This window comes from Anaerobacillus sp. 63XJN7_5_ISO-PGPR-S23-430, assembly GCF_056173695.1.
The window spans coordinates 3,890,928-3,904,368 of record NZ_CM149686.1 but is presented as its reverse complement, the minus strand read 5'-3'; the positions used below and the strand labels follow the sequence as shown (position 1 = coordinate 3,904,368).

General features: G+C 39.1%; 13 protein-coding genes. 12 read left to right on the top strand and 1 reads right to left on the bottom strand.

Features of this window, described 5'->3' with window-relative positions:
• Positions 1–48: 48 nt before the first annotated feature.
• Positions 49–1,008: a hypothetical protein gene (locus AC0VYJ_RS20120; RefSeq protein ID WP_475366066.1), complete on the top strand. Its 960-nt coding sequence runs from the start codon at positions 49–51 to the stop codon at positions 1,006–1,008.
• Positions 1,009–1,088: 80 nt separating this feature from the next.
• Positions 1,089–1,574 (top strand): hypothetical protein, encoded by a 486-nt coding sequence (locus AC0VYJ_RS20115; protein ID WP_475366065.1) that lies wholly within the window; start codon positions 1,089–1,091, stop codon positions 1,572–1,574.
• 270 nt (positions 1,575–1,844) lie between these two features.
• Here the strand turns inward: AC0VYJ_RS20115 and AC0VYJ_RS20110 are convergent, their stop codons facing one another.
• Entirely contained in the window at positions 1,845–2,090 is a 246-nt protein-coding gene (locus AC0VYJ_RS20110; protein ID WP_475366064.1) for a hypothetical protein, read from the bottom strand.
• A 339-nt stretch (positions 2,091–2,429) separates the two neighbouring features.
• Between AC0VYJ_RS20110 and AC0VYJ_RS20105 the strand changes: the two genes are divergently transcribed.
• The 10 genes from AC0VYJ_RS20105 to AC0VYJ_RS20060 all read left to right on the top strand — a co-directional run bounded on the left by AC0VYJ_RS20105 (position 2,430) and on the right by AC0VYJ_RS20060 (position 13,389).
• Positions 2,430–3,179: an IclR family transcriptional regulator gene (locus AC0VYJ_RS20105; RefSeq protein ID WP_475366063.1), complete on the top strand. Its 750-nt coding sequence runs from the start codon at positions 2,430–2,432 to the stop codon at positions 3,177–3,179.
• Positions 3,180–3,196: 17 nt separating this feature from the next.
• Positions 3,197–4,153, top strand: a complete 957-nt coding sequence (locus AC0VYJ_RS20100; protein ID WP_475366062.1) for a sugar kinase — start codon at positions 3,197–3,199, stop codon at positions 4,151–4,153.
• A 22-nt stretch (positions 4,154–4,175) separates the two neighbouring features.
• Positions 4,176–4,826 (top strand): bifunctional 4-hydroxy-2-oxoglutarate aldolase/2-dehydro-3-deoxy-phosphogluconate aldolase, encoded by a 651-nt coding sequence (locus AC0VYJ_RS20095; RefSeq protein ID WP_475366061.1) that lies wholly within the window; start codon positions 4,176–4,178, stop codon positions 4,824–4,826.
• On the top strand, positions 4,823–5,971 hold the full coding sequence (gene dgoD, locus AC0VYJ_RS20090) for a galactonate dehydratase (RefSeq protein WP_226615632.1): 1,149 nt from the start codon (positions 4,823–4,825) through the stop codon (positions 5,969–5,971). Before AC0VYJ_RS20095 ends, dgoD begins: the two co-directional genes overlap by 4 nt.
• A 34-nt stretch (positions 5,972–6,005) precedes the next feature.
• Positions 6,006–7,358 carry a GntP family permease gene (locus tag AC0VYJ_RS20085; protein WP_226615631.1) on the top strand — a complete coding sequence of 451 codons (1,353 nt, stop codon included), beginning with the start codon at positions 6,006–6,008 and terminating at the stop codon, positions 7,356–7,358.
• Between the two features lie 365 nt (positions 7,359–7,723).
• Positions 7,724–8,677 carry a DUF1672 family protein gene (locus AC0VYJ_RS20080; RefSeq protein WP_475366060.1) on the top strand — a complete coding sequence of 318 codons (954 nt, stop codon included), beginning with the start codon at positions 7,724–7,726 and terminating at the stop codon, positions 8,675–8,677.
• Positions 8,678–8,884: 207 nt separating this feature from the next.
• Positions 8,885–9,835, top strand: a complete 951-nt coding sequence (locus AC0VYJ_RS20075; protein WP_475366059.1) for a DUF1672 family protein — start codon at positions 8,885–8,887, stop codon at positions 9,833–9,835.
• 590 nt (positions 9,836–10,425) lie between these two features.
• Positions 10,426–11,208 (top strand): NUDIX domain-containing protein, encoded by a 783-nt coding sequence (locus tag AC0VYJ_RS20070; protein ID WP_475366058.1) that lies wholly within the window; start codon positions 10,426–10,428, stop codon positions 11,206–11,208.
• A gap of 60 nt (positions 11,209–11,268) precedes the next feature.
• The gene (locus AC0VYJ_RS20065; protein ID WP_475366057.1) at positions 11,269–11,820 is read left to right on the top strand and encodes a cysteine hydrolase family protein; all 552 of its coding nucleotides are present in this window, start codon (positions 11,269–11,271) and stop codon (positions 11,818–11,820) included.
• A gap of 114 nt (positions 11,821–11,934) precedes the next feature.
• On the top strand, positions 11,935–13,389 hold the full coding sequence (locus tag AC0VYJ_RS20060; protein ID WP_475366056.1) for a nicotinate phosphoribosyltransferase: 1,455 nt from the start codon (positions 11,935–11,937) through the stop codon (positions 13,387–13,389).
• The last annotated feature ends 52 nt before the right edge of the window (positions 13,390–13,441 follow it).

Below are 13,441 nucleotides of genomic sequence, written 5' to 3'. Positions count from 1 at the left end.
TTTGGCGGGACGATGTACCTGTCCCTCCGTCCCCTGGATGATCCTAAAGTGAAGGATCTAGTGAAAAAAGGATACCAGGAATTGTATGATCAAGTAATCAGCGAATATGACCCTACACATAAGAATGATCCAAACAATTTGTATCACAATCAGGAGTGGGAAAATGAAGCGAGTAAGTTTACTTTAGCCTTCTGGGTAGCATTAGATTATAATCCCCCGGCACCATATGCAGAATATACCATCACAAAAAATAAGGACGGGGCTCCGGTGGTATTGACTGAAGAATACCTCAATCAAAAGCCAACAGAAGGAAATCAAACATCTGAAACTTCTTCAAAAGACTGGAGCGGAGAGTGGTCAGAAAATGATGCTCATAGTGGTCAGTTCCTTGAAATAATGAAGCAAGTTACGGGCGGTTTTGACTTTGTCTTAAATGTCACTAATGGTGGTAATACGGGTATGCTTGAAGGTACTGCAAGCTATACATCAGAGAACAAGGCAGTATATCCGCCGGATGAGGTTGGTTGTGAAATAACGTTTGTTCATAAAGATGATTATATCGAAGTAACGGAGAACGATGCTTGTTCTGGTTATAAAGGAGCAGGGGTCGGTTCATTTAATGGAAAATATCCAAAAGGTGGTGTAACTAACACAGTAACGTTTACTAGTATAGGAATGCTTCCTGAAAATATTGATAGCACGATGAAAACTCTCACAGGTGAAGATTATGATCGCTTTGTAGAACGGTTCGGTACCTACACTAATGAAGAAGACTTAGACGGGTTCGGCGCTACTGTATACTACGGTTTTGTAAGAGGAGTAGCCACGAGTCTAAATGGAGTAGTAATGTACAAGGAAACTGGAGAGATATGGGCAGCATACTTAGATGGTTCTTCTCTAATTTATTATACGAACGTTGAGGGTGATGCAGAAACTTTACCAGAAACGATTAAAACTCATTATGAGGATCAAGCTGATCTTACGGTGGAGTATATGGCAAAGGGTTGAATAAGGTTTTATGCATATTTAATGTATTCTACAATTCTAAGATTGCAGTTGGCTCTATTAATATGACAAGGAGGTTTCAAATGAATTGTTATTATCATCCCGATACAGCAGGTTCAGCGTCTTGTCACGAATGTGGAAGAACATTATGTAACAGTTGTACAGACCGTTTTACACCTATAATGTGTGAAGGATGCTTTACAACTGTACAAAGTACTGAAAGACAAAATATTACTAAGTGCTTAACTTTAAGTAGTATTATGCTAATTGTTGGTTTTTTATCTAGCCTTGGATACAACTCATTCGGTATTATTATGATTTCCACCTATTTTTTTGCATCTATTCCGTTTGGATGGTCTTTCATATCTCGTATTATGAATGGGTGGATTTTATTTATGGGAATTAGAGGTTGGTTAATTTATCCTTTCGTAAAATTATTTGCTTCCTGGGCAATCGGTGGTTTTGTAGCGCCGTTTTACTTATCAAAAATGATCAAAAGATTAAAAGAAATAGATCGTGATTCTAATGCAGTTCAGACTGAAAGTTCACAAACTAATATGGAAGCATAATTACAAAAATGAATCACGGGAGCGATCCCCCGTGATTCATTTTTGTTTTAAAGCAAGAAGCCCAATTGTGAAAGAGCAGTTGTGCTAACATATTCGCTAAGTAGCTCAACTGGTTTTTATACAAGAAAGTGAATCAGTAGAACTGTTGTAAACGTCAACTAAAAATCAACAGTTTTCAGTAAATAGGTTCTAACAGTTTCCGACAATTAAGAATCAACACGTAGAATCACTGGTCTCGGCTGTACCAGTTGATTCTAGGTTTTAGAATGACTAGTTAATTGAGTTGTTTCCATTTGATTCTTCAATCGTTTTCTGTATTCTACTAATATTTTCTATCAATACAGCGAAACCCATTATTAGAGCAGAAAGAAAAATCCCCCCAACTATTGAAGCTACACCTAGTAGCCAACCGTGAGGATCCAAGGCAATGATTAACGTAATTGCTAGAATGAACCCTCCGAAAAATGATATCCAACCAAACGTACGGAGAGCTTCTACATTTGTACCTGATTCCATTCACAAACCTCCTATAAGAATTTTTGTCCCTACAACGCATCTTATTTTGAGTGCTAAGTTAATAGAACCCTGGAAGAGTGATTTTTTACCTTGAATCGATTTGCGTGCACAAGTACGATTCTCGTGATTCATTACCTGATATGATTTCTACAAATATTAGTTAAAAGAAACCCGATAAACTAACTATAACGTGGTTAGCTTGTCTTTTTGTGTGTGGAGCTGAATCAGCAGAACCGTCCCTACGATTCTAGTTGACGATAACGCTTTCATGTGATAAGTTAAATTCATAATAAATCACAATAGAGATTTAAAATCACATATGTGAATTGAGGAATTGGAATGTCAGTCAAATCTGCGAAACGCGTATTGGAAATCTTAGAGGTTATTTCTCATTATCCATCTGGCTTAACGGTCAAGGAAGTGAGTGATGAGTTAGCGTTTCCTCAAAGTAGTACGTTTAATTTAATGAAGACGCTTCATCAGGAAGGGTATCTTTATCAGGATGAATTAAAGAAATATCGATTGGGAGCGAAGCTGATTCATTTAGGGACAACGGCTATGGAATCGTTGGATATTCATAGCATTGGATTACCTTATTTAAGTTCTCTCATGAATAATGTCCAAGAGACGGTGTTCATGGCGGTTTTATCTGGTGGAGAGTTGGTTTATGTAGCGAAGATCGATAGCAATCGTTCGATCAAAACGTCAGCTCAGTTAGGGTTTAAAAAGCCGTTATATTGTACGGGATTAGGAAAAGCGTTTTTAACCTTTCTTCCGAAAGAAGAAAGAGATTCCCTGTTGGAGGGAATGACGTTGGAACCGATTACTGACAAAACGGTTACTGATAAAGATGAACTAATGAAGCAGCTAGAGGATTACCAGCAGCAAGGGTATAGCATTGATGATGAAGAAAATGAAGAAGGCTTATTCTGCGTAGCGGCACCTGTTTTTGATAGTAGTAACAAGCAGATCGCGGCGATCAGCGTGGCTGGTCCGAAAGAGCGGATGATGGCGAGAATGGAAACGACGACTAATGAGTTGAAGAAAACAGCGCGAATTATCTCAAGCAAAGTAGGCTATCGAGGTTAAGAAAAGAGGTTGGGAAAATGGATGTTGTAGCAATTGGAGAGACGCTTGTCTCTCTTACACCAAGTGCAAATGGGTTCATGAGGCATGCGGACTCATTTCGTCCAAAAGTGGCCGGAGCGGAAACGAATACGTTAATTGGTTTAAGTCGCTTAGGTCATGAGACGGGTTGGATTAGTCGACTTGGCGATGATGAACTAGGGGCTAAGATCTTAACAACGGTAAGAGGCGAACGGGTCGATACATCGAACGTCACGCTCGACCGTCAGCACCAAACGGGTATGTTTTTTAAAGAAATGATTCATGGCGGAGAAGTGAGAGTGCACTACTATAGGAAAGGTTCTGCTGCCAGTCACCTTGAAGCAGATGATTTGGATGAAGACTATATTGCGAATGCAAGATTTTTATACATATCAGGGATTACCCCTGCGTTAAGTGAGTCTTGTAAAACCGTTATTATGAAAGCGATATCAATCGCGAAAGAACACGATACGAAAGTTGTCTTTGATCCAAATGTGAGAAAGAAGCTCTGGAGTGAAGAGGAAGCGAGGGAGACCTTATTAACCATTAGCAAACGGGCCGATATCATCCTGCCCGGGCTTGCAGAAGGCGCTTTTCTTTTTGGCACCACTGATGACAAAGAAATTGCCCAGTCCTTTTTGAATTTGGATGACGTCTCGTGTGTGGTGGTAAAACGAGGTGAGAAAGGAGCCTATTACAACACGATTGAAGGGGCTGGAGAAGTTGACGGTTTTCATGTTAAGAATGTCATGGATCCTGTAGGTGCCGGAGATGGATTTGCAGCAGGATTTTTATCAGGGCTTCTCGATCACTTATCCGTTGAAAAAGCGGTTGAGCGTGCCTGTGCTGTAGGAGCGATGGTTACGACCATTCCAGGTGACTTTGAAGGGTTGCCAGATCGGGCAAGGTTAGAGCAGTTTATGTCTTCCGATCAACGAGAGGATATAGAACGATAATGAAGTGGAGGTCTAGGAAAAAATGAAAGCGCTTAATGAAATCGAACAACATAAAATTGTTGCAATAATACGTGGCTACGAGGAAGAAGATGCTTATGCAATTGCAAAAGCTCTGTACGATGGGGGAATTCGCTTAGTTGAGGTAACACTAAATTCACCTCATGCACTTCGAACGATTGAAAAGATCTCAAAAGAATTAGGTGGCGAAATGCTCGTTGGCGCAGGAACCGTTTTAGATCCGGAGTCAGCGCAAGCGGCACTAATGGCTGGTGCAAAGTTTATTCTTTCTCCTTCTTTAAATACCGAAACAATTAAACTAACAAACCGTTATGGCGCGGTCAGTATACCAGGAGCCTATACACCAACAGAAATTCTGACGGCATATGAAGCGGGAGCTGATGTTGTAAAAGTGTTCCCAGCCACGACGCTTGGTCCATCTTATATTAAAGATTTGAATGGACCGCTTCCACAGCTCAGGTTACTACCGACCGGTGGCGTATCGTTAGATAACGTGGAAAGTTATTTATCAGTTGGTGCTTTTGGAGTAGGACTTGGAAGTTCACTAGTCCATAAAACAAAGGAAGTAACAGGAGAATACCTTGAAGAGATTACGGATAAAGCACGTCAATTTACGAGTTTCGTAAAGGAAGCTACAGGAGGGCATTTATCATGAAGATTACTGGCTATAAACTCTATCAAGTACCACCAAGATGGTTGTTTTTAAAAATTGAAACAGATGAAGGGATTGTCGGCTGGGGAGAGCCCGTCATTGAAGGGCGCGCATCAACAGTGAAAGCGGCCGTTGACGAACTTATGGAAAACTTGATCGGAAAAAACCCTGAAAGAATTGAAGATCACTGGAACATGATGTACCGCTCTGGATTTTACCGAGGTGGACCAATTTTGATGAGTGCGATTGCTGGAATCGACCAGGCGCTCTGGGATATAAAAGGGAAATTTCATAACACCTCCATACATAATCTGCTAGGCGGAGCTTGTCGAGATTCCATAAAAGTATATTCATGGATTGGCGGCGATCGGCCGGCAGACGTGGGACAAGCTGCAAAGGACGTTGTTGAAAAAGGGTTTAAAGCGATCAAGATGAACGCAACAGAAGAACTTCAGTATATTGATTCTCATGAAAAGATCGATCAAGTGCTTGAACGAGTGAGCACGATTCGAGAAACAGTCGGTCCTTATATCGGAATCGGCATTGATTTTCACGGTCGCGTTCATAAACCAATGGCCAAGATCCTAGCAAAAGAATTAGAAACGTTCCGCCCGATGTTTATTGAAGAGCCTGTTTTACCTGAAAACAATGAAGCACTACGCGACATCGCGAACCATGTGAACATCCCAATCGCAACAGGTGAACGGATGTATTCAAGATGGGATTTCAAACCGCTTCTAACAGATGGCTACGCAGACATTATTCAACCTGACTTGTCTCATGCAGGAGGCATTACCGAATGCAAGAAAATTATTTCTATGGCAGAAGCTTTTGATGTGGCGGTTGCACCTCATTGCCCGCTTGGCCCAATTGCACTTGCGGCATGCTTGCAAGTGGATGCAACGTCACACAATGCCTTCATTCAGGAGCAAAGCCTTGGCATTCACTATAACGTCGGCAGTGATCTACTAGACTATATTACGGATAAAGAAGTCTTTAAATATGAAGACGGCTATGTCAGCATTCCGCAGGGACCTGGCTTAGGAATTGACGTCAATGAAGAAGTCGTCGAGAAAATGGCGAAAGAAGGTCACAATTGGCACAATCCGGTATGGCGTCACAAGGATGGGTCCATTGCAGAATGGTAGACGTTCAGTCATCGGAAAAGAAGGAGGCAACTAAATGGGTTCAGATACGTATCTTATTTTAATGACGGTATTAGGTATTGCGTTATTGCTCTTTTTAGTTATGAAATCCAAGCTGCAAGCCTTTGTCGCATTATTAATCTCTAGTTTGTTCATTGGGATTGCGTCAGGACTAAACTTAGATGAAGTGATCACGGCCATTGAAGAAGGAATGGGCGGGACGCTTGGATTTATCGCCATTGTCGTTGGACTTGGTGCCATGTTCGGGGAAATGCTCCGCGTCTCGGGTGGTGCCGAACGGCTAGCGATTACGCTCGTCAACAAATTTGGCGAAAGCCGCGTCCAGTGGGCTCTTGGATTAACCGGTTTTATCGTCGCCATTCCAGTGTTTTTGGATGTCGCACTGGTGATTCTTATTCCAATCGTATATAGCCTTGCTCAAAAAACAAAAAAGTCTACGCTTTACTTTGGTATACCGTTGCTAGCAGGATTAGCTGTTACACATAGCTTTGTTCCGCCGACGCCTGGCCCAATCTCGGTTGCTTCTATTTTAGGTGCAGATTTAGGATGGGTCATTCTATTCGGTGCACTGGCAGGTCTACCTGCTATGATTATTGCAGGCCCTATATTTGGTAAGTACATAGGGAACAAAATTCACGTTAAAGTTCCTGACTTCGTAACACAAAACGAAATGGAACAGGCTAAAAACGAAAAAGAGCTTCCAAGCTTTTTATCTATCGTTATTTTAATTCTTATTCCACTTGTTCTTATCTTAGTGAATACCGTTTCTGGTCAGATTTTACCGGAAGATAGTTTTACAAGGTCATTATTAACCTTTATCGGACATCCCTTTATTGCCTTAACGCTTTCTACCCTCCTCACGTTTTATTTCTTAGGAACAAAACGAGGGTACACGAAGGAAGAAGTGCAAAACATTGCAACAAAATCACTAGAACCAGCCGGAATCATTATTTTAGTAACAGGTGCTGGTGGTGTCTTCAAGCAAACGCTCATTAACAGCGGCGTTGGAGATATTCTAGGCGAAATGATGGCAACATCCAGTTTACCGATTGTGCTATTAGCCTTCCTTATCTCCACTTTCGTTCGTGTTGCGCAAGGATCAGCAACCGTCGCCATGATTACGGCAGCCGGTTTAATGTCACCAATCATCAGCATGATGGACGTCTCTCAACCAATGCTAGGTTTATTGGTTATCTCCATCGCGAGTGGTGCTACGGTCTTTTCTCACGTAAACGACTCCGGTTTCTGGTTAGTCAATCGGTTCTTTGGCTTAACAGAGAAACAAACCCTCCAGACATGGACAGTGATGGAAACGCTGATTGGATTTATTGGGTTTGGGGTTGTGTTTGTGATTAGTTTTTTTGTGTAGGGTAAATAATAGATTACAATTATAAGATTAAATAGAAAGCTAGGAGACTGATCGAGAAGGGTTGATCGGTTTCCTAGTTTTTTGTATAGGACGTGGATATTGTTGGTTTATATGTGAGAAATAGGGTATTTAAATTAATGGTATGTAATTATTTGTAAATTAAATTTTAGATATATGAAAAAGGTCAGAGGAACCTTTTTTCTGGTGAGATAGAATCATTTATCAGATAGGTTAATTAGTTCTAATGTACTGTTTTCAATTAATTGGCAATCAGATCACTCTCTCTCATTAATCTCATTTATAATCGATTAAGGGATGAAACAAATATAAATACGTAATAGGAAGAACTGAAAAAGGAGCTACTTATGACTAAAAAACGTTTCTTACTGACTGGCATCCTTTGTAGTGCATTATTTTTAGGAGGTTGTTCTGCTTTGACTAATTCGAATGATGAGACCGGAAAAGAGAAGGAACCAAAAAGAGATAAAAAAACTGAAGAAGAACTAATAGAAGATAAATATTTTGTATCGGTTCAAGATTATACAGGGGAAGAATATACGCTTGATAACGGTGAAGAGACAGATAAAATAGCTGAAGAAAACCGAGATGAAGTGGAGAGAGCAATAAAGAAGTATTTTAAGGAAGAGTACAAAACAGAGGTTAAGGTACATAACATCGTAGGAGCAATCAATGGTGCCACTGTATTTGTTGAATCGGTTGGTAAGCCACATTTTTATTCTTATGCGATTATTCCAATTAGTAAAGACAAAACAGAGGTTGATTCAGAAGGTGTTTGGTCGCAAGAGGGACAAATTGATGCTGCAATCCTAAGTGGCTTATATGCATGGATTTATGAAGATAAATTTAAGAAGCTTGATCATTATTTAGAAGAAAAAGTGAAAGAGTATCCTATAGTCAGTATTTCTGAAGAAGCCAATCAGAATGGTGCTGGAAATTATCATACAACCCCATATTATAAATTGGTCATATATGGTGGTATTGTGCAAGAAAAACTATTAGATGAGTATTTGAATAATCCCGATCGCTCTAAGGAAGAGTGGGTGAGTATGCTAGAAGGGGAATCAATTAATCCGGCTATGGTGAGCGTCCTTATACAGTTGTATATGGAAAAAACTGATGTAGAGCCAGATAAAAAGATATTCGACGAAATGGTAAGTGATCTGTCTGATATGGATGGGCTACCTGTGGCGAAATATAGTTTTTTGTTACACGATAATACAATTGATAAAACGAATGCACAGAATAATAAAGAAAACACTCTAGAAAGAAAAGCACCAAATTATATTATTAAGGAATAATGTCTTAATATTCTATGGAGAGGTTGACCTTAGCTACACCTAATGGAATAGAATCATTTAACAGAGATGTTGATTAGTTCTAATGGAATATTTTCAATTAATTGGGAACAAGGTCACTCACTCTCTCTCATTAATCTCATTTATAATCAATTAAGGGAAGGAACAATTACAAATACGAAATAGGAAGAACTGAAAAAGGAGCTACTTATGACGAAAAAAAGATTCTTACTCACTGGCATCCTTTGTAGTGCATTATTATTAGGAGGTTGTTCTGCTTTACCTAATTCAAATGATGAGACTGGAAAAGAGAAGGAACAAAAAACAGACAAAAAGACTGAAGAAGAACGAATAGAGGATAAATATTTTGTGTCAGTTCAAGATTACACAGGGGAAGAATATACGCTTGATAACGGTGAGGAGACAGATAAAATAGCTGAAGAAAACCGAGATGAAGTGGAGAGAGCTATAAAGAAGTACTTCAAGGATGAGTACAAAACAGAGGTTAAAGTACATAACATTGTCGGGGCAATCAATGGGGCTACTGTATTTGTTGAATCAGTTGGTAAACCACATTTTTATTCGTATGCGATTATTCCAATAGATAAAGATAAAAAAGTGGTAGATTCTGAAGGTGTTTGGTCGCAGGAAGGACAGGCTGAGACGGCGATCGTTAGTGGTTTATATGCTTGGATTTATGAAGAAGAGTTTAAAGAACTTGATAAGTTTCTTGAAAATATTGCTGAAGAATATCCTGTAATAGGTATGAATGAAGAGGCGAATGAGAATGCAAGGGGAAGTTACTTTTTAACACCTTATTATAAAGTAACTGTCTATGGGGGATTATTTAAGGATTTACTTCCCAATTATATTCAACATCCTAATTGGAGTAGAGACAATTGGCAACGATTGTTGGATAGTAAATCGTTAGATGCTTCAATGACATCAATAACAATACAGATGTATATGGATAAACCAGATGTAGATCCAGATAAAAAAGTCTTTGAAGAAATTGTTAATAAAATTACTGAAAAAGATAACATTCCAGCAGGTAACTATAGCTTTATACTTCATGATAATACGATTGATAAAACAAGCGCTCAAAATAATAAGCAAAACTCTCTAAAAAAGGGTGCACCTAATTATATTGTAAAAGAATAAATGCGAAACTTACATACTGTACTACTCTTGGAGTGATTTAAATGCCTTCTCTACACATAGATGTGAGTGATCAAGGTTAGTGGAACTGTCTGGATTTCATACATATCGTAAACTTGAAATTGACGATACTCTTTCTGTTAACAGCAATTCTTATTTGATACTGGACCGAATTGATAATAAGCTAACTGGTTTAAATGCTTTTACTGTTCAAACTGTTATTGAGGTCAATAAAATTATCACTAAAAGTAAGCTTGCATCGTTTGATGTTAAAAAAAGAACTCTCCTGTATTCTTTGGGATAATCTCCAGGACTATTTGCCAGTATGGAAGTATCGCCTCTTTTGCTAATAAAACATCTTCAATTGAACTTGGTTTCATATCATCACCTCTAATAACTATTTATGCCGCAAAGAAAAATCCCTATATCTCCAAATGAATTCACGAGTAATACAAAAGTTAAATTTTTTGAAATAAATTAGTTAAACACTTGCTTTTAATTTTCTTTGTCATATAATAATAATTAACAAATTGTTAATTAAAAAAGAGAGAATCTAAATAAATAGAAATCAAACGTTGAAAAGGAGGTTAACGATGTCGAATGAAGATGCTATGAGACAATATAATATTCAAAATTACCGTACTCCAGATGGTTACACTTCTGATATTGCGGTTTTTACAATTGTTTCTGAAAAAACTGCTGAATACAAGCCACCATCAATGACATTGAAACTAATGTTGATTAAACGAGCGAAACACAATAGCGAAAAACAGGTCAATATCGAAGCTGATAAGTGGGCTCTACCGGGTGGTTTCGTTCAAGATGATGAAACTGGATTTGAAGCTGCAGGTCGAGAACTATTTGAAGAAACGGGTGTATCCCAAATACATCTAAAACAATTCGGGATTTATGATAAGCCAGGTAGAGATCCTCGTGGTTGGATTATCTCAAATGCCCATTATGCCATTGTCTCTTCTCATCAACTCGCTCAAAGAAGAGCTGATGACGATGCAGCGGAGGTTGAATTATTTTCAATGGACGAAGTATACAACCTTAACCTTGCTTTTGATCACAGACGAATTATCAAAGATGCTTTTACCGTTATTAAGCAGGATCTTCTTCTAACGACTGTTGCAAGAAAATTTTTGCCAGAACAATTTACTTATTCTGAATTACAATCTGTCCTTTTGACTGTTACGGACGATTCGGCTATTTCAAGCGATGCGGGGTTTGCTAGAAAAATTAAGTCGCTTCCCTTCATTGAAGTTGTTGAGGGTCAAAAAACACAGAGAACATCAAAAATTCCAACTCAGTTGTATCGATTTGTTCATACGGAGGCTGATATCATTAAGCCGATCTATACAGCGAGATATTAATTTTTTTATTTTCAATAATTAACAATATGTTAAACGTTAATTAAATAGGAGGTTTTCACTTTGAGTAAAAAAGCATTGATAAATATTGATTATACGAATGACTTTGTTTCTGATAAGGGGGCGTTGACGTGTGGTATACCCGCTCAGCAAATTGAGGAGAATATTTTAGCCGTAACCAAAAAGTTCATTGCTAACGGTGATTATGTGGTTTTTGCAGTCGATATCCACCATAAAGGTGATCGCTGTCATCCAGAAACCGATCTCTTTCCAGCTCACAACTTATCTGGTAGCAATGGCAGAAACTTATATGGCGAGTTGAATCGACTATACGACGATAACTGTCTTCTCCAGAACGTTTATTGGATGGACAAAACACGTTACTCTGCTTTTGCGGGAACCGATCTTGAATTAAAGCTACGAGAACGCGAAATATCAGAATTACATCTCGTTGGGGTATGTACAGATATATGTGTTCTCCATACAGCAATTGATGCTTACAATAAGGGGTTTAAGATAGTCGTTTACAAAGATGCAGTGGCTAGCTTCAATCAAGTTGGGCACGAGTGGTCTCTTGGTCACTTTAAAGCTTGTTTAGGAGCGGATGTTATTTAAGTTACTGCTCTGTACGGCCTATTGAATGTACCCTGACTTTAAACTTCTAAAAGAGTAATCAAATAAGTGTTCATAACTCTTTTTACACTTTTAAATTTCTAGGAGGAATCCATTATGACAAAGACGTATGTTGACGATAGCTTTGCTTTACACACTGACCTTTATCAAATCAATATGGCAGAAGCCTACTGGAGAGATAACTTCCATAACAGAAAAGCTGTTTTTGAAGTATTTTTTCGGAAACTCCCATTCGGAAGTGGCTATGCCCTCTTCGCTGGTCTTGAACGAATAATTGAATACTTAAAAGACTTTGGCTTCTCCGAAAGTGATTTGGCGTATCTACGGGATCAGGGCTACAAAGAAGACTTTCTTAACTACTTGAGCACAGTCCGTTTTACAGGAACCATTCAATCAATGAAAGAAGGCGAAGTTGTTTTTGGCAACGAACCGATCATTCGCATTGAAGCACCATTATTGGAAGCGCAGCTAATTGAGACACCTCTACTCACGATCGTAAATTATCACACATTGATTGCAACGAAAGCTTCCCGAATCGTTCAAGCGATTGGTGATGGGACAGCCATGGAATTCGGATCTAGAAGAAGCCAGGAATTTGATGCTGGGATATATGGAACAAGAGCCGCGTATATCGCAGGGTTCTCTGCTACTTCCAATGTAAGAGCGGGGAAGAAATTCGGTATACCGATCGCTGGAACTCACGCTCACTCACTTGTTCAAGCCTATCGCGATGAATACACCGCATTTAAGAAGTATGCAACTAGTCATCGAGAGTGCACTTTCTTAGTTGATACGTATGACACCTTAAAGTCAGGTGTTCCAAATGCGATTAGAGTGGCGGACGAAGAGGGGGACAACATTCACTTCAAAGCCATTCGCCTTGATAGCGGTGACCTCTCTTTCCTATCAAAAGAGGCAAGAAAGAAACTGGATGAAGCAGGATACAAAAATACGAAAATTGCAGCCTCAAATGATTTGGATGAATATACGATTACCGATCTAAAGTCCCAAGGAGCTAAGATTGATATTTGGGGAGTTGGCACGAAGGTAATTACAGGTTTCGATCAACCAGCTCTCGGCGCAGTATACAAACTCGTTTCCATAGAAGAAGAAAATGGCCAGATGGCAGATACGATTAAAATTAGTGCTAATCCAGAAAAAGTTTCTACCCCAGGCTTGAAAAAAGTCTATCGCATCATTAATAAATCCAACGGAAAATCTGAAGGAGACTACATTGCGTTAGCACACGAAAAACCTCAAGAAGAAGAACGAATAAAAATGTTCCACCCCGTCCACACGTATATCAGTAAATTTGTCACTAACTTTGAAGCGAGAGATCTACACCATACCATCTTTCAAAATGGTGAACTTGTCTATCAGTGCCCTCCGCTTCAAGATGTGCAAGCATTTGTTCAGGACAATTTAAACCTCTTGTGGGATGAATATAAACGACTAAAAATGCCTGAAGAGTACCCAGTTGATTTAAGCCAAGCTTGTTGGGACAACAAAATGAGCAAGATCCAAGAAATTAAAGAAACTGTTTCACTTTAACTGAATCGTGAAAGCTTGGGGATTTTATTCTGCTAGATAAAAAAAGACCCAC

Excerpts from the sequence above, each read along its gene's own strand:
- AC0VYJ_RS20115 (WP_475366065.1), top strand. The coding sequence starts at position 1,089 with ATGAATTGTTATTATCATCCCGATACAGCAGGTTCAGCGTCTTGTCAC.
- AC0VYJ_RS20110 (WP_475366064.1), bottom strand. The coding sequence starts at position 2,090 with ATGGAATCAGGTACAAATGTAGAAGCTCTCCGTACGTTTGGTTGGATA.
- AC0VYJ_RS20105 (WP_475366063.1), top strand. The coding sequence starts at position 2,430 with ATGTCAGTCAAATCTGCGAAACGCGTATTGGAAATCTTAGAGGTTATT.
- AC0VYJ_RS20100 (WP_475366062.1), top strand. The coding sequence starts at position 3,197 with ATGGATGTTGTAGCAATTGGAGAGACGCTTGTCTCTCTTACACCAAGT.
- AC0VYJ_RS20095 (WP_475366061.1), top strand. The coding sequence starts at position 4,176 with ATGAAAGCGCTTAATGAAATCGAACAACATAAAATTGTTGCAATAATA.
- dgoD (WP_226615632.1), top strand. The coding sequence starts at position 4,823 with ATGAAGATTACTGGCTATAAACTCTATCAAGTACCACCAAGATGGTTG.
- AC0VYJ_RS20085 (WP_226615631.1), top strand. The coding sequence starts at position 6,006 with ATGGGTTCAGATACGTATCTTATTTTAATGACGGTATTAGGTATTGCG.
- AC0VYJ_RS20080 (WP_475366060.1), top strand. The coding sequence starts at position 7,724 with ATGACTAAAAAACGTTTCTTACTGACTGGCATCCTTTGTAGTGCATTA.
- AC0VYJ_RS20075 (WP_475366059.1), top strand. The coding sequence starts at position 8,885 with ATGACGAAAAAAAGATTCTTACTCACTGGCATCCTTTGTAGTGCATTA.
- AC0VYJ_RS20070 (WP_475366058.1), top strand. The coding sequence starts at position 10,426 with ATGTCGAATGAAGATGCTATGAGACAATATAATATTCAAAATTACCGT.
- AC0VYJ_RS20060 (WP_475366056.1), top strand. The coding sequence starts at position 11,935 with ATGACAAAGACGTATGTTGACGATAGCTTTGCTTTACACACTGACCTT.